Origin of the sequence: Sphingomonas sp. BK069 (assembly GCF_014193405.1) — a bacterium.
Classification (GTDB): domain Bacteria; phylum Pseudomonadota; class Alphaproteobacteria; order Sphingomonadales; family Sphingomonadaceae; genus Sphingomonas.
Map to the genome: position 1 here is coordinate 1 of NZ_JACHZH010000012.1, position 26627 is coordinate 26627.

A 26627-nucleotide genomic window follows, 5' to 3' on the forward strand; every position below is an offset into this window, starting at 1 on the left:
TGGCCGTGGCGCCTGCGGGACAGTGGATCCTGAGACGAGCTCAGGATGACGCCAGGAGGTGAGGGCGCCGCGCCAGCTCACGGGACCGCGCGCGGAACAACTGCGCTCACCGTGCGCCCGCTCCGCGCCTCCGCGCCTCCGCGTGAATGCCCCACCAACGAAAAAGGCGGCCTCGTAAGGCCGCCCTCCCGTGTTCCACCCCGACCCACAGCTTACCGCGGCGACGCCTCGCGCTTGCCGTCGAGCCGTCGCGCCACGCCCCAGGGGTTGGCGTCTGACAACGCCTCAGGTAGCAGCGACGCGGGCAGGTTCTGCAGGCTCACCGGCCGCAGGAAGCGGTAGATCGCCGCGGTCCCGACCGAGGTGGTACGGCCGTCGCTGGTCGCGGGGAAGGGCCCGCCGTGGACCATCGCGTGGCTCACCTCGACCCCGGTCGGCCAGCCGTTGACCAGGATGCGACCGACGCGATCGGCGAGCACCGGTATCAGCGTCTTGGCCTCCGCCTCGTCCTCGGCGTCGAGGTGGAGCGTCGCAGTGAGCTGGCCCTCGAGGCTGGCGATGACCTGACGCACCTCGTCCATGTCGCGGCATGCCACCACGATCGAGGACGAGCCGAACACCTCGTGCCCGAGCGCGCGATCGGCGAGGAAGCTGGCCGCGTCGGCGCGGAACAGCGCGCCGACCGCCTGGTTGACGCCCTCGCCGACCTTGCCGCGCGCCACCGTCGTCACCGCGCTGTGACGTGCCAGCGCCTCGACGCCCTGCTCGAAGCTGGCGTGGATGCCGGGCGACAACATGGTCGCGGGCGCGCTCTCGGTCAGCGCGCGGCCCGCCGCGGCGACGAAGGCGTCGAGCGCCTCGCCCGCGATCGCGAGCACGAGGCCGGGATTGGTGCAGAATTGCCCCGCGCCCATCGTCAGCGACTGGACATAGGCCGGCGCCAGCGCCTCGCCGCGCGCTTCGAGCGCGTGCGGCATGATGACGACCGGGTTGATGCTCGACATCTCGGCATAGACCGGGATCGGCTCGGCGCGGTTGGCCGCGATCTTCACCAGCGCGAGCCCGCCCCCGCGCGAGCCGGTGAAGCCGACCGCCTTGATGCGGCGACTGGCGACCAGCGCCTCGCCAAGCCGGTTGGTCTCGCCCGGCAGATAGGAGAAGACCCCCGCGGGCAGCCCGGCCTTGTCGACCGCGGCGCGGATCGCGCGCGCGACCAGCTCGCCCGTGCCCGGGTGCGCCGGATGGCCCTTAACCACCACCGGGCAGCCCGCGGCGAGCGCCGAAGCGGTGTCGCCACCCGCGACCGAGAAGGCGAGCGGGAAGTTGGAGGCGCCGAACACCGCCACCGGCCCGACAGCGACGTTCATGCGACGCAGGTCGGGGCGGGGAAGGGGCTGCCGGTCAGGCAGCGCGGGGTCGATCGTGGCGTCGAGCCAGTCGCCCTGGCGCACCACCTGCGCGAACAGCTTGAGCTGGCCGACGGTGCGGCCGCGCTCACCCTCGAGCCGCGCGCGCGGCAGCCCGCTCTCCTGCTGCGCGCGCTCGATCAGCTGGTCGCCGAGCGCGACGATCTCGTCGGCGATCGCCTCGAGGAAGGCGGCGCGGTCCTCGGGCGCGGTCGCGGCATAGGCCGGGAAGGCCGCGGCGGCGAGCTCGCAGGCGTCGGCGACGGCGTCGGGACCGGCGGAGGAGAAGGTCGGGGTGAGAGGCGCGCCCTTGGCCGGGTCTACCGCGGTGAACCGCGCCTCGGCCTGGCGCAACTCGGCACCGATCAGCATCGCTCCGTCGATCATGAATTTCCTCGGCTCTGGGGAATTAGTCGGACATATTTAGGCGGCGGTAGGAGGGGGCGCAACCCTGGGTAGGTTCGCCGCCTTCACCGCAACCTTGTTCCCCGGCGAACGCCGGGGCCCAGGTGGGGGACGCTTGTGGGTGCTACCACGGCGTTCCCAACCGGACCCCGGCTTTCGCCGGGGATAGTCAAGTTTCGGCGAACGTCCCGTCACCATGGCGAGGCGGCGTGACCCACGCCGCCCCGCCGTTCTCTCAGATGAAGCGATTGAGCAGGTTCTCGATCCGCTCCTGCTGGCCAGAGCGCGGGCGCGGGTCGACATTCTCACGCTCGGCGAGGTCCGCGATCCCGGCGAGGTCGAGCGACGACACTTGCTGGCCGAACGCGCCGTCCCAGCCGGCGTAGCGGTCGCGCTTGATCGAGTCGAGCCGGCCGTCCTCGATCAGCTTCGCCGCGTTGAGCAGCCCGCGCGCGACCGTGTCGATGCCGCCGACATGGCCGTAGAACAGGTCGGCTGCGTCGATCGACTGGCGGCGTACCTTGGCGTCGAAGTTGAACCCGCCCGTGGTGAAGCCGCCCGCACGGATGATCTCGAGCATCGCCAGCGTCAGTTCCTCGACCGAGTTGGGGAATTGGTCGGTGTCCCAGCCGTTCTGCGGGTCGCCGCGATTGGCGTCGATCGAGCCGAAGATGCCGAGCGCGGCGGCGGTGGCGATCTCATGCTCGAAGGTGTGGCCGGCGAGCGTGGCGTGGTTCGCCTCGATGTTGACCTTGACCTCGTTCTCCAGCCCGTAGCGCTTGAGGAAGCCGTACACCGTGGCGGTGTCGAAGTCGTACTGATGCTTGGTCGGCTCGTGCGGCTTCGGCTCGATCAGGATCGTGCCGTCGAAGCCGATCTTGTGCTTGTGCTCGACGACGAGGCTGAGGAAGCGGCCAAGATTGTCGAGCTCGCGCTTGAGATCAGTGTTGTGGAGCGACTCATAGCCCTCGCGACCGCCCCACAGCACGTAGTTCTGGCCGCCGAGCCGATGCGTCGCCTCCAGCGCGTCGCGCACCTGCACCGCGCCGAACGCGAAGACCTCAGGGTCGGGGTTGCTCGCGCCGCCGGCGGCGAAGCGCGGGTGGCTGAACAGGTTGGCGGTGCCCCACAGCAGCTTGCGGCCCGACGAGGCCTGCAGCTTCTCGAGATGGTCGACCGCCTCGGCGAAGTAGCGGCGATGCTCGGCGACGCCGTGCGCGTCCGCCATCACGTCGACGTCGTGGAAGCAGTAATAGGGCACGTCGAGCTTGCCGAAGAAGTCGAACGCCACCTCACGCTTTTGCGCCGCGGCGGCGCTGTCGTTGGCGCCGGCGTGCCACGGGCGGTTGAACGTGCCGCCGCCGAACACGTCCGAGCCGGGCCAGCAGAAGGTGTGCCAGAAGCAGGCGGCGAAGCGGAGGTGGTCCTCCATGCGCTTGCCGAGCACGACCCGGTCCTTGTCGTAAAAGCGATAGGCGAGCTCGTTGTCGCTGTCGGGCCCCTCGTACTTGATCTGGGGGATGTCGGCGAAGAAGTCGGTGGCCATGCAGGCGCTCCTTGGCGTGGTGGTTCGTGGGTAAGATCAGGCCGCGTGCGGCGCGATGCGGGGGTAGGCGTCGCGGAAGGCGGCGCGTTTGGGGGCAAGCCGGTCGACCAGCGCGGGATCGGGCGCGACGACGTGGCTGACCGGCGGCGCAACGCAGACCTCGGCGGGCGTACCGCCGTCGACCGCGAGCTGCGCCAGCCGTGCCGCGCCCATCGCCGGGCCGACCTCGCCGCCCTTGAGATAGGCGAGCTCGACCTCGAGCGCGGCGGCGAGCGTCTCGCCCCAGTAGCGCGAGCGCGCGCCGCCGCCGATCACCGAGAGCCGCTCGACCGCGGTGCCCGACTCGCGCAGCACGCGCACGCCGTCGGCCAGCGCGAAGGCGACGCCCTCCAGCACCGCCTGGGCGAGCCGCTCGGGCGTGGTGTCATGGTCGAGCCGCAGGAAGCCGCCGCGCACCTGCGCGTCGTTGTGCGGGGTGCGCTCGCCGGAGAGATACGGGAGAAAGAGCTCGGGGCCGTTGCCGACGCCCGCCGACTCGGCGCGCGCGAACAGCTCGGCCGCCCCCGCCGCGCCGATCAGCCGCGCCGCCCAGTCGACGCAGACCGCGGCGGAGAGATGCACCGCCATCTGGTGCCACAGGTTCGGCAGACAGTGGCAGAAGGCATGGACCGCGGCCGCCGGGTTGGCGCGCAGCTCGGCGGTGGCGACGAAGATCACGCCCGAGGTGCCGAGCGACAGCAGAGCGTCGCCGTCCTTGACCACGCCGACGCCCGCCGCGCCCGCGGCATTGTCGCCGCCGCCGCCCGCGACCGGCACCTGGTCCATGCCCCAGCGCTCCGCGATCTCGGCGCGCAGCGTGCCGGCGACGTCGCTGCCCTCGACCGCGCGCGGCATCTGCTCGCGGCTGAGCCCGGTGGCGGCGAGCAGGTCGTCGCTCCAGTCGCGCTTCGCCACGTCGAGCCACAGCGTGCCAGCGGCGTCGGACACGTCGCTCGCCTTCTCGCCGGTCATGCGCAGCCGGACATGGTCCTTTGGCAGCAGCACGGTGCGGATCGCGGCGAACACTTCGGGCTCATGGTGCGCGACCCAGAGGAGCTTGGGCGCGGTGAAGCCGGGCATGGCGAGGTTGGCGGCGACCTGGTGCAGCTCGGGCGCCTTGGCCTCCAGCTCCGCACACTCCGCGAAGGAGCGGCCGTCGTTCCACAGGATCGCGGGACGCAGCGCGCGGTCGTCGGCACCGAGCAAGGTCGCGCCGTGCATCTGGCCGGCGAGCCCGATGCCGCGCACCGAGCGGCGCACCTCGGCGGGGAGCGCGCGCACCGCCGCCTCGGTCGCCTGCCACCACGCCTCGGGGTCCTGCTCGGACCAGAGCGGGTGCGGGCGCTGAACCGTGAGCGCGGCGGTACCCTGCGCGACGATCGCGCCCGCGGGGTCGATGACCACCGCCTTCACGCCCGAGGTGCCGATGTCGATGCCGAGGAACATGGTATTCTAGCCTTCGGATGCGTTGGTCGTGCCCCGGCGAAGGCCGGGATCCAGGTGGGAAGGCGGCAGCGAGTCAGCCCGCACGTTCCGTAACTGGGCCCCGGCCTTAGCCGGGGAACAGCTTGGACGTACTGCCGCGCGCCTCACTTCACGAACGGGTCGATCGTCGGGATCGTGCCGTCCGGGTTGAACTTCAGCTCGGTCATCTTGACGTTGCGGAGGTGGTTCTTCCCCGACAGCTGGGTGTCGGCATAGAACAGCCACCATTTGCCCTTCCACTCGACGATCGAGTGGTGCGTGGTCCAGCCCTGCACCGGCTCCAGGATATGGCCCTTGTACGTGAACGGGCCGTAGGGCGTCTTGCCGATCGCATAGTTGAGGAAGTGCGTGTCGCCGGTCGAGTAGGTGTAGTAATATTGACCGCCGCGTTTGAAGACCCACGACGCTTCGAAGAAGCGCTTCTCATGGTCGCCGCCGAGCACAGGCTTGCCCTTCTCGTCGAGGATCACCGCGTCGCGCGGGGTCTCGGCGAAGCTCTTCATGTCGGCGTTGAGCTTGGCGACTTTGCCCGAGAGCGCGGGCTGGTCGTCCTGCTTCAGATCGGTATCGCTGCCGTTGGGATCGTATTTGCCGTCCTTCCAGCGCTGAAGCTGGCCGCCCCAGATGCCGCCGAAATACATGTACGAGGTGCCGTCGGCGTCGGTGAACACCGCCGGGTCCATCGAGTAGCTGCCCTTGATCGCCTCGGGCTCGGCCTTGAACGGGCCCATCGGGTTGTTCGAGGTGGCGACGCCGATGCGGAACGCGCCCAGGCCGTTGCGATCCTTGGTGCGGTCGCGCGCCGGAAAATAGAGGTAGTAGGTGCCGTTCTTGAAGGCCGCGTCGGGCGCCCACATCTGCTGCGAGGCCCAGGGCACGTCCTTCACGTCGAGCGCGACCGGGCCGACCGTCACCTTGCCACCGGGCTCGTCGAGCCGCAGCACGCGATAGTCGCGCATGGCGTACTGGTTGCCGAGATCGTCGTCCTTGGTCTCGGTCGGAATGTCGTGGCTGGGATAGACGTACAGCTTACCGTCAGGCCAGACGTGCGCGGAGGGATCCGCGGTGTAGATGTCGCGCACCAGCGGCTGTGAGAGATACGACCGACCGTCCGGCGCGCGCTCCTGGTCCCAGCCGGCGGTCTCGGCGGTCGCGTTGTTGCCCGCGGCGGCGGAGCCGCTCTCCTGCGACGAGCAGGCGATCAGCGGCAGCGGCGCGAGCGCGGCGAGCAGCAGCCGGCGGACAGTGGATCGGGATGGGCGCATTCGGGCGTACTCCTCTCGGTTCGCAGCGGATCTTCGCCCGCGTCGGTGAGATAGTTAGCGCTACCATGCGGTCCGCGCAACAGCTTTGATCGAGCGAAAGTGCGGCGTTCGATCAGGCACGGGACGATGCACGCCCGGTCCGCAGCGCGGTGCCAAGCAGCAGCACGATCCAGCCCAGCGCGAGCAGGTACGATACCGCGGCGAAAAGCAGCAGCGGCAGGTAGCCGAGCCCCGCCGCGAGTACCACGCCCGCCACCTTCGAGATCACCACACCCCCGACATTGCCGCTGAACGAACCGAAGGCGGTGACCCGCCCGACCTTCTGCTGCGGCACGATGTCGGCGATCAGCGCGAACAGGTTGGTGGAGAAGGCCTGATGCCCCGCCAGCGCGAGCGCCATCAGCGCCACCGCGGCAGGATAGCTAGCGGTCGCCAGCGCGAGCGGCACGGGCAGTACGCACAGCGCCGCCGCCAGCATCACCCCCCGCCGCACCGTCCAGGCGCGATGCCCGAGTGCGAGCAGTCGAGTCGCGATCCCGCCGCCGAGCAGCGAGCCGAGCGCGGCGCCGCCATAAGCCAGCGCCAGCGGCACGCCGAGCTCGACCCCGCTCAGCCCGAAGCGGCGGTGGAAGAAATCGGGCAGCCAGAACAGCAGCAGCCACCAGGTCGCGTCGGACAGCAGCTTGGCGCCCGCGACCGCCCACGTTCGCCGCTCGCGCAATATGGGGCCATAGTCGACCGGCGCCGACGCGCCCGGCACCATTGCGGGCGAGTCCAGCCGCAGGCCACGCGTGGCGACCAGCCAGGCCAGCGCCCAGCCGAGCCCGATCACGCCGGCGGCGGCGAAGGTGCCGCGCCAGCCGAGCAGCAGCGCCGCGGCCGGGATGGCGAGCGGCGCCAGGATCGCGCCGAGGCTGCTCGCCGCGTTGCTGACGCCGAAGCCGGCCGAGCGCCAGTTGGCGGGCAGTACCGCGGCGACGGTCTTGGTGGCGGTGGGCGTGCCCATCGCCTCGGTGGCGCCTAGCGTGACGCGGACCAGCACGAATTCGATCGTGGTGCGCGCCCAGCCGTGCAGCAGCGCGGCGACGCTCCACGCCGCGACGCCGACCGGGTTGGCCCATTTCACCCCGAGCTTGTCCGCGATCCAGCCGGTAACGAGGAAGCCGCCCGCCGCACCGGCCTGGAACCAGGCGGCGAGCGTGCCGTAATCGTCGTCGCTCCAGTGGAGGTCGGCGGCGATCTGCGGCTTGAGCACCGCGATGATCTGGCGGTCGACGAGGTTGAGCACGCCCGCGGTGATCACGAGCGCGAAGAGGAGGGAGCGACGGGCGGAGCCGAGGTCGGCGAGGCTGCGGGTCATCTGGCGCGGGCCGGTACGATCGCCCCCCTCCTCGTCACGCCGGCCCTGAGCCGGGGCCCATGGTGCCGCGCGCTCCACGCCTGTTGTGTACGCGGCGCCATGTATGCCGGGTCAAGCCCGGCGTGACGGGCGAGGGTGTAAGCGGCATCAAGGTGAGCCGGCTTGTCCCAGTTCGGCGATACGGCTCGTCCGCGAACGTCCTCCGTCACCCCGGACTTGTTCCGGGGGCTACCCGCCCATGGGCTCGACGACCGCTGCGCTCGGAACACGGTGGATCCCGGAACAAGTCCGGGATGACGGAGGAGCCTCGAATAACGGAGCGGGAGGGGAGGGCGGGGCCAAGGCGCCCATTCCGCCACTCCCCGTGCCCGCGCACCCTGCCGCACCACCCTAGCGCGCCAGCGGTGCGTGGTCGAGCCGCGGCAGCACGTGGCGCGCGAACAGGTCGGCCTCGGCGGCGTGCGGGTAGCCCGAGAGAATGAAGGCATCGATCCCCTCGGCGCGATACGCCTCCAGCTTGGCGAGCACCTGATCGGGGTCGCCGACGATCGCGGCGCCGCAGCCCGAGCGCGCGCGCCCGATCCCGGTCCACAGGTTGGCCTCGGCATAGCCGTCGTCGCTGCCCTCGCGCAGCTCGGCCTGGCGCCGCACCCCCGCCGACTGCGAGTCGAGCGAGCGCGCGCGGATCGCGGCGCCGGTGGCATCGTCGAGCCGCGACAGCAGCCGGTCCGCGGCGTCGCGCGCCTCGGCCTCGCTCTCGCGCACCACGACATGGACGCGATAGCCGAAGCGCAGCGTCCGCCCCTTCGCCGCGGCGCGCGCGCGCAGGTCGGCGACGATGCCGCGCACGCCCTCGATCGTGTCGGGCCACATCAGATAGACGTCGGCCTGCTCGGCCGCGGCGTCGCGCGCCGCCTCCGACAGGCCGCCGAAATAAAGCAGCGGACAGCGCCCCAGCGTGGTGGTGATGCCGGGCGGGTCGAGTTGGAGCTGCCAGAACTCACCCTGGTGATCGAGCGACTTGCCGTCGAGCAGCGTGCGCAGGATGTGCATCGCCTCCACCGTGCGGCGGTAGCGCGGCGCGCTCTCCAGCGTCTCGCCCGGCAGGTCGCTCGAGATGATGTTGACGGTCAGCCGGCCGCCCAGCATCCGGTCGATCGTCGCGATCTGGCGCGCGAGCTGCGGCGGCCAGCTCTCGCCGACACGCACCGCCATCAGCAGCCATAGCCGGCGCAGCAGCGGCGCGATGCCCGCGGCAAAGGCGGTGGTGTCGATCCCGAGCGTGTAGCCCGACGGCAGCAGGATATTGTCGAACCCGCCGGTCTCGGCCTGGAGCACGATGTCGCGGCAATGCTCCCACGACGAGCGCAGCCGCTCGTCCGGAACGCCGAGGAACTCGTAATCGTCGTCGCACAACGCCGAGAACCAGCTTACCTCGCAAGGCGGGCGCGTCATGGCAGTTTCTCCCCCATGCCGGTCTCGAGCACTGCATACCAGCGCGCGCGCGTCCACTCGACCTTGTACGCGTCCGCGGCGGCGCGCACGCGCGCCGGGTTCTGCGAGCCGATGATCGGGATCACGCGCGCGGGGTGCGCCATCACCCAGGACAGCGCCGCGGTGGCCGCGTCGACGCCGAACGCGGCGCCCTGCTCGGCGAGCAGCCGCGCCGCCGGGTGCGACGGGTCGGCCAGCCGCCCGCCGCCGAGCGGCGACCAGGCGAGCACCGCGAGGTCGAGCCGCATCGCCTGGTCGAGCACGCCGTCGAACAGCGGCGCGGCGCGCAGCGGCGAGAACTCGGGCTGCGTGCTCGCCAGCGGCTGCGCGAGGAAGGACTGGAGCGCCTCCAGCTCGTGCACCGAATGGTTGGAGACGCCCAGCGCGCGCACCTTGCCGCTCTCCACCATGCGGGTCAGCGCGGCGGCGACCTCCTGCGGGTGGGTGAGGAAGTCGCGGCGGTGGACCTGGTAGAGGTCGACCACCTCGACGCCGAGGCGGCGCAGCGAGGCGTCGAACGCCTCGGCAAGATAGTCGACGCTCGAGTTGTACGGGACGCCGGGCCGGATGCCGCCCTTGGTCGCGATCACCATACGGTCGCGCAGCGCACGATCCTCGGCCAGCGCGCGGCCGAACAGTTGCTCGGCCGAGCCAAAGCCGGCGGGCACGTCGGCGCCGTAGATGTCGGCGGTGTCGAACAGCGAGATCCCGGCCTCGAGCGCGGCATCGATCAGCGCGCGCACCGGCGCGGTGTCCTCGCCGGCGAGGCGCCACATGCCCCAGGCGAGCGGTGAGACGGTCAGCCCGCTCTTGCCGAGCGGGCGCGGTTGGTTCGATAGGCGCAGCGTCGTCATCCGCGGCGGCATGGCACAGGGGCGGGCGTGATGGTAGCCGAGATCAGGTACGGATTGGTCGGCACGGGGATGATGGGGGTCGAGCACCTCCACAACATCGCGCTGGTGCCCGGCGCGCGCGTCGTCGCGCTCGCCGACCCGGTGCCGACCTCGCTCAACTGGGCGCGCGACGCGCTCGGCGAGGCCGCAGCGGGCGCGACCGCCTACGATTCGGCCGAGGCGCTGGCGCGCGACGCCCAGGTCGACGCGATCGTGATCGCCTCGCCCAACCACACCCACCGTGCCGTGCTGGAGCCGCTGTTCGCCACCGACGCCGCGATCCTGTGCGAGAAGCCGCTCGCCACCACGCTCGACGATGCGCGCTGGATCGTCGATCGGACAGCGACGCGCGCGGCGCCGTTCTGGACCGGCATGGAATATCGCTTCATGCCGCCGGCCGCGGCGTTCATCGCGCAGGTGCACGCCGGGCGCGTCGGCGCGTTGCGCATGCTGTCGATCCGCGAGCACCGTTTCCCCTTCCTCAAGAAGGTCGGCGACTGGAACCGCTTCGCCCGCAACACCGGCGGCACGATGGTGGAGAAATGCTGCCACTTCTTCGACCTGATGCGTGTGATCACCGGCGCCGAGCCCGTGCGCGTTCACTGCTCTGGCGCGATGGACGTCAACCACCTGGACGAGCGCTACGGCTGCGAGCGCCCCGACATCATCGACAACAGCTACACCACGGTCGACTTCAGCAACGGCGTCCGCGCCCTGCTCGACCTCTGCATGTTCGCCGACGGCGCCGAGCACCAGGAGGAGATGAGCGCCACCGGGGACGCCGCGCGGCTCGACGTGCTGATCCCGCCGGGCGAGCTGGTGTTCTCGCCGCGCACTGGCTTCGGCAACGCCAAGCGCGTGGAGCGAACGACCGTGGCGATCGACCCGGTCGCGCACGCCGCCGGCAGCCACGAGGGGGCGACCTATTACCAGCATCTCGCCTTCGCCGCCGCGGTGCGCGGCGAGGCGCCGGTGCAGGTGAGCGCGGAAGACGGGCTGCGCGCGGTCGCGATCGGCGTCGCCGCCGAAATCAGCGCGCGCGAGCATCGCGTGGTCGAGATGCGGGAGCTGGGGCTGTGACGCTGGTGCAGCCGGGCGACCATGTCGCGATCGTCGGCGGCGGCTTCTCGGGGACCTTGCTCGCGATCAACCTCGTCCGCCACGATGGCCCTCGCGCGACGCTGATCGAGCGACGCCCCGCTCAGGTCGCGCGCGGCGTCGCCTATAGCGCCGCGCACGACGAGCATCTGCTCAACGTCCGCGCCGGCAACATGAGCGCGCTGCCCGACGACCCCGACCATTTCGTCCGCTGGCTCGAGCGCGAGCGGCTGGGCGACCGCGCCACCTTCGTCCCGCGCAAGACCTACGGCCGCTATCTCCGCGCGATGCTCGAGGAGGCCGCCGCGGCGCATCCGGAGCGGCTGACGCTGGTGACCGGCGAGGTCTGCGCGCTCGACTGCGACTCGCGCGGCTTCGCGCTGACGCTGGCCGAGGGCGGGCGCGTCGAGGCCGATGTCGCGGTGCTCGCGCTCGGCAACCTGCCGCCGCACAGCCCGCCCGGGCTCGACCCGGCGACGCTGCCGGAGGACTGCTACCGCGCCGACCCCTGGTCCGGCGACATCGCCGAGGGGCTGTCCGACGACGACGAGGTGGTGCTGGTCGGCACCGGGCTGACAGCAATTGATGCCGCGCTGCTGCTCGAATCCGCGGGGTTCCGCGGGCGCATCCTCGCGCTGTCGCGGCGCGGGCTGGTGCCGCGCCGCCACGCCGACGGCGCGCCGCGACCGGGGCTGAGCGAGCGGCCCGCGGCGACGCTCTCGGCGCTGGTGCGCGCGGTGCGCGACCGCACCGAGGCGATCGGCTGGCGCGCGGCTGTCGACGAACTGCGCCCGGTGACCCAGATGATGTGGGGCAGCGCCGACGCGACGACGCGCGCGCGCTTCCTCCGCCACTTGCGCCCTTATTGGGACGTGCACCGCCACCGGCTCGCCCCCGCGGTGGCGGGTCGGATCCACGCGTTGGTCGAGGCGGGGCGCTTGCGCTTCGCCGCGGGCAAGCTGGTGGCGGCCGAGGCGGACGGCACGCACGCGCTGCTGCACTGGCGTGCGCGCGGCGGTGAGGCGGTGACGACGACGCGCGCGGCGCGGATCGTCAACTGCACCGGACCGCAGGGCGATCTGCTGCGCTCGCGCGAGCCGCTGATCCGCCAGCTGCTCGCCGCCGGGATGATCCGGCCCGACGCGCTGCGGATCGGCCTCGACGTCGACCGCCAGTCGCGCGTCGTTGCCGCCGACGGCGGGATCAGCGACCGGCTCTACTGTATCGGGCCGATGACGCGCGGCGAGCTCTGGGAGGTAGTGGCGGTGCCCGATATCCGGCAGCAGAACTGGACGCTCGCGCGCCGCCTCGCCAACGCGCAATGGGTCGGCGGCGAGGGGCTGTGAGGAGCCGTGCTCCTGCGGGCGCAGGAGCCTGGAGCCGCAAGCGCGGCGTCAACGCCGGCAACGTCCGCGTTCGGGAGCATGGAAGCGCCCGGACCGCCGCATCATAACAGTGCAGCGCGGGTCAGGCGCGGATTGTGCGGCGCGGCGCGATCCCGTACGCTCCGCGCTCGTCACTGGAAGACCGACTCATGACCGCGCACGCGCACGAATATCCCGTCCATGTCGCGGACGAGGACATCGACTTCATGGGCCACGTCAACAACGCTGTCTATCTCAAGTGGGTTCAGGCCGCGGTGATGGATTATTGGGAGCGCGTCGCGCCGCCCGAGGCGGTGGCGCAGCATCTCTGGGTCGCGCTCAAGCACGAGATCACCTACCGCCGCCCGACCTTTCTTGAGGACGGCATCGTCGCCGAGGTCATCGCGGAGAAGGCGCAGGGCGCGCGCACCTTCTTCAGCACCCTGTTCAAGCGCGGCGAGGAGATCGTCGCCGAGGTGAGCAGCGTGTGGTGCTGTCTCGACGCCGCGACGCAGCGCCCGGCGCGTCTCGCCAAGGACGTGATCGCGCGCTTCGTCGCCGAGCCCGGCACCGCGCGCGGTTGACGTCGCTGTCCCGAGCCCCGACACACGGCGGCGCAACGGGTTAGGGGAGAGCGATGGGCAGACTGCTGGCGTTCGGCGAGGTGATGCTGCGGCTGTCGCCGCCGGGGCGCGAGCTGTTGCTCCAGTCGCCGCGGCTCGATGTCTGGGTCGCGGGTGCCGAGGCCAATGTCGTCACCCAGCTTGCCTGCCTCGGCCATGACGTCGCCTTCGCCAGCCGCGTGCCCGATAATGATCTCGGCCGCGCCGCGCTCCGCACGTTGCGCGCACACGGGGTCGACGTTTCTCATGTCGCGCTCGGCGGCGAGCGGATCGGGCTCTATTTCGCCACCACCGGCGCGGGGCTGCGCGCGACCGAGGTGGTGTACGACCGCGCTCACTCCGCTTTCGCCGAGGCGCCGGCCGAGTCGTGGGACTGGGACCGGTTGCTCGACGGCGTCGACCGGCTCCACCTCTCGGGCATTACCCCCGCGCTCGGTCCGGTGCCAGCCCGCAGCGCGGTAGCGGTGGCGCAAGCGGCGGCGTCGCGTGGAGTGGCGGTCTCATTCGACGGCAATTGGCGCGGCAAGCTATGGGCGCGCTGGGACGGTAATCCACGCGCGATCCTCGGCGAGATCGTCCGCCACGCCGACCTGATGTTCGGCAACCACCGCGACGTCGCGCTGTTGCTCGGCCGCGACGATCTCGCCGGTGATCCGCGGCGCGCTGCCGAGGCGGCCTTCGACGCCTTCCCGACGCTGCGGACGATCGCCTCGACCGCGCGGCACGTCGAGCATGTCGACCTCAACCGGCTCTCGGCGCGGATCGACACGCGCGAGGGGGCGGTCGCGAGCGAGGAAGTGGTGCTCGCCGGGATCGTCGACCGGATCGGCGGTGGCGACGCCTTCGCCGCCGGCGTGCTCCACGCGTTGCGGCGGGGCGAGGGCGCCGCGGCGGCGGCGCGGAGCGGGCTGGCGCTCGCGGCGCTCAAACATTCGCTGCCGGGAGACGCCGGGCTGTTCCGCGAGAGCGACCTCGACGCGTTCCTCAGCGGTGAGTTGGACGTGCGGCGGTAGGGGCCTGAACGCACCGCGCCGTGCGCCTGCGCACGCAGGAGCCCAGTGATAGTCACGCCCACGCCGCGGCTCTGTGCTCCTGCTCGCGCAGGAGCACGGATCCAGCGGCTCGGCGGGCGTCCGCTACCGTCGTCCGATCAGCGCCTCGGCACGCGCGACCTCGTGCGCCGCGACCTGGTGGGTCACGCGCAGGAACAAGCGCTGCGCCTGCTGCCACGCGCCGCGCTCGTCCGCGACGCTGCGGACCCGCCGCCCGGCGATGAGCTGGCTGCCCCAGGCGTCGAGCGTCGAGCGGATCGCCGCCTCGTCGTGCTGCGGCTGGATCACCACCGAGGGGAAGGGCAGCGGCGTACCCGGCGAGGCGAACAGGCCGGGATCGCCGTCGGCGCCGGTCTCCTCGCCGCGTGGGGCGAACAGCAGCGCGCCCGCGATCCGCGAAACATAGTCGGCGGGCGAAAGCCGCCCCCACCAGGCGCTCGCGGCACAGCCCAGCCCGTCGGCGATCAGCAGCACCGGCCGCTGCGTCGCGCACACGGCCTGGTCGACCTTGGCCGCCCAGATCTTGCGGTCGGCGCGCGAGCGGACCGACAGCGGCAGCGCGCGCGGATCATCGGCGGGCCAGCCGAACATCGTCTTCCAGGTCGGCACGGGTCGCGCCGAGTCGTTGATCGCGAGCACCGCGAACGGCCCCGAGTCGGCGATGGCGAACATGATCGTCTCCCACGGATCGGCGTTCGCAGGCTAGGCTATCCGATCGCGGAGACGAGTCCAGATGCACTTGGCATCGCAGCAGTTCTTCTATCATCGCAGCGAAGCGAGCCGATCGCGGCTTGAGCGTGCGTTGACGTTGACGTAAGCGGCATCCAACGAACTCGGACTCGAGAGGTATGAGATGAGCAACGTCGTGATCGCCGGCTACGCCCGGTCGCCCTTCCAGCTCGCGGGCAAGGGCGAGCTGGCGCGGGTCCGCCCCGACGACCTCGCCGCGCAGGTGATCCGCGGGCTGCTGGAGAAGACGAAGGTCGATCCCGCCGCGATCGAGGACATCATCCTGGGCTGCGCTTTCCCTGAGGGCGAGCAGGGGCTCAACGTCGCGCGCCTCGTCGGGCTGCTCGCCGACCTGCCGCTGTCGGTCGGCGGCATGACGGTGAACCGCTTCTGCGGCTCGTCGATGAGCGCGATCCATATCGCGATGGGGCAGATCCAGATCGGTGCGGGCGAGGCGTTCATCTGTGCCGGGCTCGAGTCGATGAGCCGCATCCCGATGGGCGGCTACAACCCGCTGCCCAGCCCCGAGCTCGCCGCCAAGAGCCCGGGCGCGTACATGGGGATGGGCCAGACCGCTGAGAACGTCGCGCAGCAATATCAGATCACGCGCGCCGAGCAGGAGGCGTTCGCGGTGAACAGCCAGCAGAAGGCGGCCACGGCGCGCGCCAAGGGACGGCTCGCCGAGGAGATCGTGCCGATCCGCACGAAGAAGGGCGAGGTGACGCAGGACGGCATCATCCGCCCTGAGACCACCGCCGAGGTACTCGCCGGGCTCAAGCCCGCGTTCAGCGCCGACGGCTCGGTCACCGCGGGCACTTCCTCGCCGCTCACCGACGGCGCCAGCGCGGTGCTGGTCACCTCCGAAGAGTTCGCGGCGAAGCACGGGCTCAAGGTGCTGGCGCGGATCGTGTCGGTCGGTGTCGCCGGCTGCGCGCCCGAGACGATGGGGCTGGGGCCGATCGGCGCCTCGAGGAAGGCGCTGGAGCGCGCCGGGATCGCCGCGGGCGATCTCGACGTCGTCGAGATCAACGAGGCCTTCGCCAGCCAGGCGATCGCCTGCATCCGCGACCTGGGCCTCAAAGAAGAGACGATCAACCTCGACGGCGGCGCGATCGCGATCGGCCACCCGCTCGGCGCCACCGGCGCGCGCATCGTCGGCAAGGCGGCGGCGCTGCTCGAGCGCGAGGGCGGCCGCTACGCGCTGGCGACGCAATGCATCGGCGGCGGGCAGGGCATTGCCACGGTGCTGGAGCGCGCGTGACATGAGCGAGGCTGTGAAGAAGGTCTGCGTTATCGGCGCGGGCGTGATGGGCGCTGGGATCGCCGCGCAGGTTGCCAACGCGGGCGTGCCGGTGCTGCTACTCGACATCGTGCCCAAGGACGCGACCGACCGTGACGCGGTCGCCAAGGGCGCGGTGGCGAAGATGCTCAAGACCGAGCCCGCGCCGTTCATGTCGGCCGCCGCGGCGCGGCTGGTCGAGACCGGCAACATCGACGACCATCTCGACCGCGTCGCCGAGTGCGACTGGATCGTCGAGGCGATCGTCGAGCGGCTCGACATCAAGCAGGCGCTCTACGCAAGGCTCGAGCAGCTCAAGCGCCCCGGCACCGCGGTGTCGTCGAACACCTCGACGATCCCGCTCGGCCATCTGGTGGAGGGCCGCTCGGAGCAGTTCCGGCGCGACTTCCTGATCACCCACTTCTTCAATCCACCGCGCTACATGCGGCTGATCGAGATCGTGCGAGGCGCACACACCGACGCGGCCGTGGCGGAGAAGGTCGAGGCCTTCGTCGACCGCTTCATGGGCAAGCGCATCGTCCGCGCGAAGGACACGCCGGGCTTCATCGCCAATCGCATCGGCACCTACTGGCTCGCGGTCGCGGTCAACGCCGCGCTCGACCAGGGACTGACGGTCGAGGAAGCGGACCAGATCGGCGGGCGCCCGATGGGCGTGCCCAAGACCGGCATCTTCGGGCTGATCGATCTCGTCGGGATCGACCTCATGCCGCTGCTGTCGAAGAGTCTGTCTGCGACGCTCCCCGCCGGCGACCCGTACTTCGCGACGGTGCGCGAGCTGCCGCTGGTCGATCGCATGATCGCCGAGGGTTTCACCGGTCGCAAGGGCAAGGGCGGCTTCTACCGGCTGGACAAGCGCCCCGACGGCAGCCGTGCCAAGCTGGCTATTGATCTCGCCAGCGGCGACTATCGCCCCGAGCAGAAGCCGGCCGCGCTGCCGCCCGCGGCGGAGAAAGATCTGGCCGCGCTGGTGACGGCGCCGGGCAAGGTCGGCGACTATGCCTGGACGATCCTCGGCAATGTGCTGAGCTACGCCGCGATGCTGGTCGGCGAGGCGGCGGACGACGTGGTCGCGATCGATGACGCGATGAAGCTCGGCTACAATTGGAAGTTCGGCCCGTTCGAGCTGATCGACCGGCTTGGGCCCGGCAGGCTCGCCGAGCGGTTGCGCGCCGAGGGCCGCGCCGTGCCGGCGATCCTCGACACCGCCGGCGACCGGCCGTTCTACCGCGTCGAAGGCGGGGTGCGGCAGTACCTCGGCGGCGATGGCGCGTACCACGACGTGCCGCGCGCCGAGGGCGTGCTGCTGCTCGAGGACGTCAAGCGTCGCTCGGCGCCGGTCGCGACCAGCGCCTCGGCGGCGCTGTGGGACGTCGGCGACGGCGTGCTGTGCCTCGAGTTCACCGCCAAGATGAACGCGCTCGACGGCGAGGTCGCGGCGCTGATCGAACAGGCGGTGGCGCTGGTGCCGGGCCGCTTCAAGGCGCTGGTGATCTACAACGAGGGGAGCAATTTCTCCGCCGGCGCCAATCTCGGGCTTGCTTTGTTCGCGGTGAAGGCGGGCGCCTGGGGCGAGGTGGAGAAGCTGGTCGCGTCCGGACAGCGCGCGTTCAAGGCACTCAAGTACGCGCCCTTCCCGGTGGTGAGCGCGCCCTCGGGGCTGGCGCTGGGCGGCGGCTGCGAGGTGCTGCTCCACTCCGACGCGGTGCAGGCGCACGCCGAGAGCTATGTCGGGCTGGTCGAGTGCGGCGTCGGATTGGTGCCGGGCTGGGGCGGGCACGGCGAGCTGCTCGACCGGCTCGCCAAGCTGCCGACGATACCCAGGGGTCCGATGCCCGCGGTGATGAAGGCGTTCGAGCTGATCTCGACCGCGCAGGTCTCCAAGTCCGCGGCGCAGGCCAGGGAGATGGGCTTCCTGCGCGCGAGCGACGGCGTGACGATGAACCGCGACCGGCTGCTCGCCGACGCCAAGGCGCGCGCGCTGGCGCTGGTCGACGGCTACCAGCCGCCCGAGCCGCCGGTCTATCGTCTGCCGGGCGAGAGCGGGCGTGTCGGCATCGCTGGCGCGGTCGCCGACTTCCACCGCAAGGGCGTCGCCACCGACTATGACGTGGTGGTGGCGGGCCGGCTCGCCGAGGTGCTGACCGGGGGCGAGGCCGATCTGGTCGACGCGGTCAGCGAGGAGCAGCTGCTGTCGCTGGAACGCGCCGCCTTCCTGGAGAGCGCGCGCGACGAGCGCACGCACGCGCGGGTGGAGGCGATGCTGATGACCGGCAAGCCGCTGCGCAACTAGCGCGCTCTCCGCCAACCCGGCCTCGAGCCGGGATCCATCGTGCCGCGGACGCAACAAGCGTGGTGTGAGTGGCACGATGGATCCCGGGTCAAGTCCGGGATCACGGAAGTGGGGGACGTAAGTTACTGAGAACGTTAAACCGTCCACGCCACCTTACATTTTCCTTCACCGCGCGTTCAGCCGACCTGGCCGCAGGCAGATCACAGAAAACGTCACAAGAGAGGTTCGCCCATGTCCCCGTCGAAGAAGCTGGCCCTGATCGTCACTGCCGCCACGGGCGCGCTGGCGAGCGCCGGTGCTGCGCACGCCCAGGCCTTCTACCTTCAGGAGCAGGCCGCGCGCGCCGCAGGTCGCGCTTTCTCGGGCGAGGCGGCCGATACCGGTGCGGCCTCGCTGTGGTGGAACCCGGCGGCGATCGGCGGGCAGGAACGTGCCGAAGCCACGGTCAGCGCCTCGGTGATCCTCCCCAAGGGCAAGGTGACCAACAGCAACACGCTGATCCGCCGCCCCGGCGGCACCTTCGCGCCGGTCGGCGGTGACTCCACCTCCGAGGATCCGATCAACAACGGCGTGCTGCCCTCGGGCGCGGTCGCGGTGCCGCTGACCGACCGGATCGCCGTCGGCCTCGCGGTCACCTCGCCGTACAGCTTTACCACCGACTACAGCGGCGACAGCTGGGCGCGCTACAGCGCCGACCGTACTTATCTGCGCACCTTCGACATCCAGCCCTCGGTCGCCGTCGCGGTGACCGACTGGCTGCGCGTCGGCGGCGCCGCCAACGTCGAGCATGCCGAGGCGAGCCTCACCAACGCGCTGCCCAACCTGGCCGCGGCGCTGCCCGACGGCAGCCAGAAGCTCGCCGGGGGTGGCTGGGACGTGGGCTGGAGCGCCGGTTTCCAGATGCACAATGACTGGGCGACCGTCGGCGTCAGCTACAAGTCGGCGATCAAGCACAACCTGAAGGGTGACCTGACCGTCAGCGGCCTGCTCGGCCCGCTCGCGGCGAACAACCGCGAGATCAACGGCGTCGACGCCAGCTTCTCCACGCCCGCGCAGGTGATCGTCGGCGGCCGCTTCCGCGTGACGCCAGCGCTGACGCTCAACGCGCAGACGATCCGCTACACCTGGGAGAAGTTCGACGCGATCCGCCTCGGCGCGCCGGTCAACGCCGCGCTGCCCGAGAACTACCGCAGCACGTGGAGCTACGCCGGCGGCATCGACTATGCGGTCTCGCCGCGGCTGACGCTGCGCGGCGGCGTGCAGCGGGCGCTGACTCCGACGCGCGACGGCGAGCGCGACGCGCGCGTACCCGACGCCAACCGCTGGAACTACGCGCTGGGCGCCTCCTTCGACGTGACGCCGAGCTTCTCGCTCGACCTCGCGGGCAATTACGTCGACTTCGCCGACACCACGATCGACCGCACCACCGCCGCCTATGCCGGGACGGCGGCGCAGACTCCGGTGCTGGTCAACGGTACGCTGACCGACGCGCGCGCGCTGGTGTTCTCGGCGGGCGGGCGCGTGCGGTTCTGAGGTTCGGGGAAAAGACGCTGCCCGTTCGTGCTGAGGAGGCACTGAGCTCGTCGAAGTGCCGTCTCGAAGCAGCGTTCCGCGCGCGGTGACAGCGCTTCGAGACGAGGCTTCGACAGGCTCAGCTTCTCCTCAGCGCGAACGGAGTCGATAGGCCATGATGGGCATGCTCCACCAAGGCTTCGCGCGTTGGAACGCCCGTCACCGTTCGTGCTGAAGAGGCACTGAGCTCGTCGAAATGCCGTCTCGAAGCAGCGTCGCTTCTGGGGTGGCGGCGCTTCGAGACGAGGCTTCGACAGGCTCAGCCTCTCCTCAGCGCGAAAGGTGTGCTGCTTAGGGTCTGATCCATCTTTGATGGATCAGCGGCGTGCTCCTAAGGACGCAGGAGCCCAGAGCCACGAGCGTCGCTCCTGCGGCCCTGGGCTCCGGCGTTCGCCGGAGCACGGTCGCGCCGGGATGGATCTCACGCGCGAGGCGGGAGTGGGCGTAAAGCGCCCCCTCACTCCCCCGCCAGCTCGCGCAGCAGCGCGCCGGCGCGGTCCAGCCGTTCATGCGGCGAGTCGATCCGCTCGCGCAGCAGCAGCCGGCGCTCCTTCGCCTCCAGCCCATGCGCGGCGGCGTCCACCTCCACGCCCGGCCGCGGCGTCAGCGCGATCGCCGCCGGGCCCGCGACCACGGCCGCGATCCCCGCCGCGCGCGCGTCGACCCGCAGCCGCGCCACCGCCAGCAGAGTCCGCGCTTCCTCTGGTAGCGCGCCGAAGCGGTCCTCCAGCTCTTCCTCCAGCGCGTCGAGCGCCTCGCCCTCGTCGATCCGCGCCAGCCGCGCGTAAATCGTCACGCGGATCTCCTCGTCGCGGATCCAGCTCTCGGGCAGCCGGCCACCCACCTCCAGTTGCAGCTCGGGCGTCCAGCGCTCCACCTCCTCGCCGCGCGCGCGGCGCAGCGCGCCCTCGAGCAGCTGCTGGTAGAGGTCGATCCCGATCAGCTTCATATGCCCCGCCTGGGTGTCGCCGAGCAGGTCGCCCGCGCCGCGCATGTCGAGGTCACGCGCGCTGATCGCGAAGCCGGCGCCGAGCCGGTCGAACGCCTCCAGCGTGCGCAGCCGCTTGAGGGTGCGGGGCGCGATCTCGTGCTCGGGATCGGTGACGAGCAGCACATGCCCTCGCCGCGTCCCGCGCCCGACGCGCCCGCGCAGCTGGTGGAGCTGCGACAGACCGAAGCGGTCGGCGCGCCAGATCACCATCGTGTTGGCACGCGGCACGTCCAGCCCCGCCTCGATGATGTTGGTGGCGAGCAGCACGTCGCCGTCGCCGCCGGCGAAGCGCACCATCGCCTCGTCGATCTCGGCCGCGGGCATCTTGCCGTGCGCCTGCACCAGCGACAGCTCGGGGACGAGCCGCGCCAGCTTGTCGGCGATCCCCGCCATGTCCTCGATCCGCGGCACCACCACGAAGCTCTGTCCACCGCGCGCGCGCTCGCGCAGCAGCGCCGCACGCAGCGTCTCCGGTTCGAAGTCGCCCACCGCGGTGCGGATCGGCTGGCGCCGCGCGGGCGGGGTGGCGATGATCGAGAGCTGCTGCAGCCCAACCAGCGCACTCTGCAGCGTGCGCGGGATCGGCGTCGCGCTCAGCGTCAGCACGTGGCCGGCGGAGAGCGAGCGCAGCTTCTCCTTGTCGGCGGTGCCGAAGCGCTGCTCCTCGTCGATCACCACCAGCGCGAGGTCGTGATAGTCGACGCCCTTGCCCGCGACCGCGCCGGTGCCGATCACGACCCGGATCGAGCCGTCGGCGAGCCCGGCCTTGACGCGTTTCTTCTCCGCCGCGCTGCTCAGCCGCGACAGGCCCGCCACTTCGATCCCGAGCGGCTCGAACCGGCGCGCGAAACTCTCCAGATGCTGGCGCGCGAGCACCGTGGTGGGCGCGGCGACCGCGACCTGCTTGCCCGCGAGCGCGGCGATCGCGACGGCGCGCAGCGCCACCTCGGTCTTGCCGTAGCCGACGTCGCCGATGACGAGCCGGTCCATCGGCCGGCCCGAGGCGAGATCGTGGCGCACCGCCTCGATCGCACGCGCCTGGTCGGCGGTCTCGGTGAAGGCGAAGCCGGCGGCGAAGCGCTCGTAGGCGGCGGCGTCAGGCTCGAGCACCGGCGCCTCGCGCGCCTCGCGCTCGCGCGCCACCTCGGTGAGCTGGCGCGCGCTCTCGGCGATGGTCGCGTCGATCTCGCCGCGGCGCTTCTGCCAGCTCGACCCGTCGAGCCGGTCGAGCGTCACTGCGTCCGCGTCGGCGCCGTAGCGCCAGATGCGATCGGCCTCGGCGACCGGCACGAGCCGCACGCCGTCGTCGGCATAGCCCAGCTTGATCGCGTCGCCGTCGTCCTCGCCGGGCAGGCTCTCGAGCCCGAGCACGACGCCGATGCCATGCTCCTCGTGGACAACGACGTCGCCGACGCGGATCTCGCCGGTCTCGAACAAGACGAGGTCGGCGGGGGCGGTGGCGAGGCTCTCGCGCTCGGCGCGGCTGCCGAGCAGGTCAGCGGCGGCGACCGCGACCACGCCGTCGCGCCGGAAACCGCGGTCCGCCGGCAGCGCGAGTGCCACGAGCGCGCCTTTCTTCGCCTTGGCGACCTCGGCCAAGGAGTTGACCGGGGCGATCTCGTCCTTGAGCGCCTTGGCGACGCGACGGCGCAGGAAGCGCAGGTCGCGCTCGCTGCCGAGCAGCGCCACCCGGTCGCCCTCCTCACGTGCGGCGCGCGCGAGCTTGGCAAAGGCGCGCAGCGGCGCCTTGTGCTCGACGAAGCGCGGCGGCGGGTCACCAGCCCGATCGACGCTGGCCTGGTCGCGTGCGGCGAGTGCCTTTGTCCAGGCCGCTTCGTCGACCACGTCGGCGAGCGTACGATGCGGCGATCTCTTGGCGGTGTCGGCGGCGAGCGCGAGGAAGCGGCGCCGCCGCTCCTCCGCCGCAGGACCGATCACGACCAGCGCGTCGGGGAGATGATCGAGCAGGGTGGTGGTTGTGCCGGACTTCTCTGCGGAAGACGCGGTTACCTCCGGCTCCGACACGCGCCCGAGCTCGCGCTCGTCCAGCTCCTCGGTCGTGCGCTGGTCCGCCGGGTCGTAGCTGCGCAGGCCGACGACCTTGCCCTCCGCCACCTCGACCCGAAGCGGCTGCGGCGCGTCGGCGGGGAAGACGTCGAGCACCTGGCCGCGCAGCGCCACCTCGCCAGGCTCGTCGACGCGCTCGTCGGCGACATAGCCGATCGCTATCAGCCCGTCGTAGAGCGCCGCGAGATCGAGTGCCGTCCCGCGCTTCACCGTCGGCGGCTCGGCCTCGAACGCCGCGGGGGAGGGATAGGCGCGCGCCAGCGCCTCGCCGGTAGTGATGCAGGCAAGGCGCGGTCGCTCGCCCTTCTTGTTCTTGGTCAACAGCCGCAGCCGACGCAACGCTGAGACACGCTGGCCGACGTTGGCGGGGGAGGCGGCGGCCTTCTCGCCCGGCAGGGCGTCGCTGCCGGGGCAGAAGATGACGCAGGCATCCGGCATCGCGGCGGCGAGCGCATGCGCCAGGGAGAGACCGCGCGCCTCGTCCACGGTGGCGACGAACAGGTCGCGTTCGCCGAGTAGCTCGGCCAGCGCGGCGGCGCTCTCGGCGACGCCCAGCTGCGGCGTCGGCAATGGGTCGGTCAGCGCGGGGAGCGCTGCCGCCTCTGTCTCGGTCATTCGGCTAAACCCCTGAAGTTAGGGGGCGGAACGAGCCTGCGGGGGCGGCGTTCCCTTGCTCTGCGGACGATAGGCGGCGCGAGGTGGTACGATGCTGAGAGCGAGCGTGGCGATGGCGATGGTGGCGCTGCTCGCGGCGGCACCAGCGTCGGCGAAGCGCAAGACCCCGGACGCGGAGCTGGCCGAGCTGCTCAAGGGCCGCACTGCCGAGCCCGCGGTGCGCTGCATCACCCCGACCACCAACGACTCGCAGCGGATCATCTCGGGCAAGGCGATCGTCTACGGCAACGGCCGCCGCATCTGGGTGAACGTGCCGATCGGCCGGCTCGACACGATGCGATGGGACGACGTGCTGGTCACCGAGCGCTTCGGCGGCCAATTGTGCCGCAACGACCAGATCCGGGTCGTCGACCGCTTCTCGCGCGTGCCGCGGCCGATCCTGCGGCTCGGTGATTTCGTGCCCTATGTGAAGGGTCCGGCGCGGCGGTGAGGGGTTAACTTACCGATTAGCGTCATCCTACCAACTAGGGTCATCCTGAGCTCGTCTCAGGATCCACCGCGCCGCGTACCAGCGGCCGACATGTTCGCGGCGCAGTGGATCCTGAAACGAGTTCAGGATGACGCCGAGGCATTGGAAAATCGCGGCAACGTGACTCACCCCGCCTCGATCACCTGCACGCGATGCTCGTGGCAGGCGCGCAGCAGCTCTTCCGGAAGTGGCTGGTCGGTGACCAGATAGTCCACCATGTCGAGCCGCCCGACCCGCACCGGCGCCGCGCGCCCCACCTTGGACCCGTCGACCACCAGGATCACCTGACGCGCGTTGCGCGCGATCGTCTGGGTGACCTGCACCTCGTCGGCGGCGAAGTCGAGCAGGCTGCCATCCGAGTCGATCGCGGAGGCGCCGATCAGCGCGACGTCGACCTTGAAGCTCTCGATGAAGCGCATCGCCAGCGCCCCCACCACCGCGCGGTCGCCGCGGCGCACCTGACCGCCGACCACTACCAGCTCGATCCCGTCATGCCCGTCCAGCAGATCGATGACGTTGAGGTTGTTCGAGATCACCAGCAGGTCGCGGTGCGCCACCAGCTGCCCCGCGACCGCCTCGGTGGTGGTGCCGATATTGATGAAGAGCGACGCGCCGTTCGGGATCAACGCGGCGGCGGCGGCGCCGATCGCCGCCTTGGCGCCGGTCGCGACGCCGCGGCGTTTGGCATAAGCGAGATTGTCGACCCCGGAGGTCACGATTGCCCCGCCATGCACCCGCGACAACAGCGCGCGCCGTGCCAGCACGTTGAGGTCGCGCCGGATCGTTTGCGGGGTGACCTCGAAACGCGCGGCTAGGTCCTCGACCGTCACGCGCCCGGCGCCGCGCACCAGCGCGAGGATGCGGCGGTGGCGCTCGGCGGCGGGGTCGCCGCCGTCGGGCGCGTCCCCGCTCACGCCGGCGCCAGGGCGCGCGCGAGATAGGCGTCGACCCGATCGGCGGTGCCCGGCGGGACGTGGAGCCCGAGCTTGCTGCGGCGGAAGAGCACATCCTCGGCGGTGCGTGCCCACTCGTCCGCGATTAGATAATCGAGCTCGCGCGCGGTCAGACCAGCGCCGAACTCCTCGCCTAGGTCGGCGGCGGAACGCACCGTCCCGAGCAACACGTGTGCCTTCGTGCCGTAAGCGCGCGCCAGCCGGCGCAGCAGCGCGCGGTCGAGCGCGGGATAGTCGCGCGTCAGCGAGTCGAGGAGTGGCTCGAATCCTTCTGCCGGGAAGTCGCCGCCCGGCAGCGTCGCACCCGCGGTCCAGGCGCTGCCGGCCTCGGGGAAGGTCTCGGCCAGCTCCGCCATCGCGTGCTCGGCGAGCTTGCGATAGGTCGTGATCTTGCCGCCGAAGATGCTCAGCATCGGCGCGTTCTCGTTGGCGCCGGCGGGGCCGCGATCGAGGTCGAGCACATAGTCGCGCGTCACCGCCGAAGCGCTGGCGGCCTTGTCGTCGTACAGCGGCCGGATGCCGGCGTAGCTCCACACGATCTGCTCGCGCGTGACGGGGGCCTCGAAGTAGCGCGCGATCGTCTCGAGCAGATAGTCGGTCTCGTGCGGCGCGATCGCGGCACGGCCGGGCGCGCCCTCCCATGCTTCGTCGGTGGTGCCTACCAGGGTGAACGCGCCCTCATAGGGGATGGCGAAAACGATGCGGCGGTCGGGGTTCTGCAGCATGAAGGCGTGGTCGCCCGCGTAGAGCCGCGGCACGACGATATGGCTGCCCTTGACCAGCCGAACCCCTCGGTCGTCGCGCGCGTGCGGCACGCGCGACAAGATGTCGGCGACCCACGGCCCGGCGGCGTTGACAAGGGCGCGCGCGGTGAGAGTGCGCTCGCCGCCGGCGTCCGCGCTTACGCCCAATAGCGTCGCGCGCCAGCCGCCGCCCGCGCGCGCGGCGTCGACCAGGCGGGTGCGCGTGAGGACGGTGGCGCCGCGGTCGGCGGCGTCGCGCGCGTTGAGCACGACCAATCGGCTGTCCTCGACCCAGCAGTCGGAATAGACGAAGGCGCGGCCGCGCTGGCGCAGCCCGTCGCCGCGCGGATCGTTCGCGAGGCGGATCGTCTCGGTCGCGGGCAGGCGCTCGCGCCCGCCGAGATGATCGTAGAGGAACAGCCCCGCGCGCACCATCCAGGCCGGGCGCGGCGAGTTCGTCTGCGGCAGCACGAAGCGCAGCGGCCAGATGATGTGCGGCGCCATCGCCCACAGCCGCTCGCGCTCGATCAGCGCCTCGCGCACCAGCCGCACCTCGCCATATTCGAGGTAGCGCAGCCCACCGTGGATCAGCTTGGTCGAGGCCGAGGAGGTGTGCGCGGCGAGATCGTCCTGCTCGACGAGCGTCACGCGAAGCCCGCGCCCGGCGGCGTCGCGCGCGATCCCGGCGCCGTTGATGCCGCCGCCGACCACCAAGATGTCGGTGTCGAAACCGTCGCGTGTCTCGTTCCCGCTCGCCATGGCGCGAATATGAGCCGCGGCATCCGAGACTTCAAACGAAGATGTTGAC

The 26627-nt window shown here is 71.3% G+C and carries 19 protein-coding genes; 8 read left to right on the forward strand and 11 right to left on the reverse strand.

The window, feature by feature from the left end; all coding sequences use genetic code 11:
* Positions 1–212: 212 nt before the first annotated feature.
* From FHY02_RS20875 to FHY02_RS20905, 7 genes are all read right to left on the reverse strand, one after another.
* Positions 213–1793: an aldehyde dehydrogenase (NADP(+)) gene (locus tag FHY02_RS20875; protein ID WP_183925945.1), complete on the reverse strand. Its 1581-nt coding sequence runs from the start codon at positions 1791–1793 to the stop codon at positions 213–215.
* A 253-nt stretch (positions 1794–2046) separates the two neighbouring features.
* Positions 2047–3357, reverse strand: a complete 1311-nt coding sequence (gene xylA / locus FHY02_RS20880; protein ID WP_183925947.1) for a xylose isomerase — start codon at positions 3355–3357, stop codon at positions 2047–2049.
* A 36-nt stretch (positions 3358–3393) separates the two neighbouring features.
* On the reverse strand, positions 3394–4842 hold the full coding sequence (gene xylB / locus FHY02_RS20885; RefSeq protein ID WP_183925949.1) for a xylulokinase: 1449 nt from the start codon (positions 4840–4842) through the stop codon (positions 3394–3396).
* 143 nt (positions 4843–4985) lie between these two features.
* Complete coding sequence (locus FHY02_RS20890; protein WP_183925952.1) at positions 4986–6146, reverse strand: glycoside hydrolase family 43 protein; 1161 nt, start codon at positions 6144–6146, stop codon at positions 4986–4988.
* A 112-nt stretch (positions 6147–6258) separates the two neighbouring features.
* Positions 6259–7506 (reverse strand): MFS transporter, encoded by a 1248-nt coding sequence (locus tag FHY02_RS20895; RefSeq protein WP_183925956.1) that lies wholly within the window; start codon positions 7504–7506, stop codon positions 6259–6261.
* 390 nt (positions 7507–7896) lie between these two features.
* Positions 7897–8961, reverse strand: coding sequence for an LLM class flavin-dependent oxidoreductase (locus FHY02_RS20900; RefSeq protein WP_183925958.1), 1065 nt, complete (start codon positions 8959–8961; stop codon positions 7897–7899).
* A complete protein-coding gene (locus FHY02_RS20905; RefSeq protein ID WP_183925960.1) occupies positions 8958–9854 on the reverse strand; it encodes an aldo/keto reductase family oxidoreductase in 897 nt (298 codons plus the stop codon). Before FHY02_RS20905 ends, FHY02_RS20900 begins: the two co-directional genes overlap by 4 nt.
* A gap of 30 nt (positions 9855–9884) precedes the next feature.
* Between FHY02_RS20905 and FHY02_RS20910 the strand changes: the two genes are divergently transcribed.
* The 4 genes from FHY02_RS20910 (at position 9885) to FHY02_RS20925 (ending at position 13991) form a co-directional block, all read left to right on the forward strand.
* Positions 9885–10973 (forward strand): Gfo/Idh/MocA family protein, encoded by a 1089-nt coding sequence (locus tag FHY02_RS20910; RefSeq protein ID WP_183925963.1) that lies wholly within the window; start codon positions 9885–9887, stop codon positions 10971–10973.
* Positions 10970–12337, forward strand: coding sequence for an FAD/NAD(P)-binding protein (locus tag FHY02_RS20915; RefSeq protein ID WP_311731901.1), 1368 nt, complete (start codon positions 10970–10972; stop codon positions 12335–12337). The genes FHY02_RS20910 and FHY02_RS20915 overlap by 4 nt, the downstream gene beginning before the upstream one ends.
* A 188-nt stretch (positions 12338–12525) precedes the next feature.
* Complete coding sequence (locus tag FHY02_RS20920) at positions 12526–12939, forward strand: thioesterase family protein (protein WP_183925965.1); 414 nt, start codon at positions 12526–12528, stop codon at positions 12937–12939.
* Between the two features lie 53 nt (positions 12940–12992).
* Complete coding sequence (locus tag FHY02_RS20925) at positions 12993–13991, forward strand: sugar kinase (protein WP_183925967.1); 999 nt, start codon at positions 12993–12995, stop codon at positions 13989–13991.
* 123 nt (positions 13992–14114) lie between these two features.
* Here FHY02_RS20925 and FHY02_RS20930 read toward each other — a convergent pair whose 3' ends face one another.
* The gene (locus FHY02_RS20930; RefSeq protein WP_183925969.1) at positions 14115–14702 is read right to left on the reverse strand and encodes an alpha/beta hydrolase; all 588 of its coding nucleotides are present in this window, start codon (positions 14700–14702) and stop codon (positions 14115–14117) included.
* A 181-nt stretch (positions 14703–14883) separates the two neighbouring features.
* On the opposite strand from FHY02_RS20930, the gene FHY02_RS20935 reads away from it, so the two are divergent.
* From FHY02_RS20935 to FHY02_RS20945, 3 genes are all read left to right on the forward strand, one after another.
* Entirely contained in the window at positions 14884–16020 is a 1137-nt protein-coding gene (locus FHY02_RS20935; protein ID WP_183925971.1) for a thiolase family protein, read from the forward strand.
* 1 nt (position 16021) lies between these two features.
* Positions 16022–18349: a 3-hydroxyacyl-CoA dehydrogenase/enoyl-CoA hydratase family protein gene (locus FHY02_RS20940; protein WP_183925973.1), complete on the forward strand. Its 2328-nt coding sequence runs from the start codon at positions 16022–16024 to the stop codon at positions 18347–18349.
* Positions 18350–18580: 231 nt separating this feature from the next.
* Positions 18581–19882, forward strand: a complete 1302-nt coding sequence (locus FHY02_RS20945; protein ID WP_183925975.1) for an OmpP1/FadL family transporter — start codon at positions 18581–18583, stop codon at positions 19880–19882.
* A gap of 496 nt (positions 19883–20378) precedes the next feature.
* On the opposite strand, the gene FHY02_RS20950 is transcribed toward FHY02_RS20945, so the two are convergent.
* Positions 20379–23594: a helicase-related protein gene (locus tag FHY02_RS20950; RefSeq protein ID WP_183925979.1), complete on the reverse strand. Its 3216-nt coding sequence runs from the start codon at positions 23592–23594 to the stop codon at positions 20379–20381.
* Between the two features lie 91 nt (positions 23595–23685).
* Between FHY02_RS20950 and FHY02_RS20955 the strand changes: the two genes are divergently transcribed.
* Positions 23686–24084: a hypothetical protein gene (locus FHY02_RS20955; RefSeq protein WP_183925982.1), complete on the forward strand. Its 399-nt coding sequence runs from the start codon at positions 23686–23688 to the stop codon at positions 24082–24084.
* Positions 24085–24248: 164 nt separating this feature from the next.
* Here FHY02_RS20955 and FHY02_RS20960 read toward each other — a convergent pair whose 3' ends face one another.
* Positions 24249–25037, reverse strand: coding sequence for a DeoR/GlpR family DNA-binding transcription regulator (locus FHY02_RS20960; protein ID WP_183925985.1), 789 nt, complete (start codon positions 25035–25037; stop codon positions 24249–24251).
* Entirely contained in the window at positions 25034–26578 is a 1545-nt protein-coding gene (gene glpD / locus FHY02_RS20965) for a glycerol-3-phosphate dehydrogenase (RefSeq protein WP_183925988.1), read from the reverse strand. Before glpD ends, FHY02_RS20960 begins: the two co-directional genes overlap by 4 nt.
* Positions 26579–26627 lie beyond the last annotated feature (49 nt).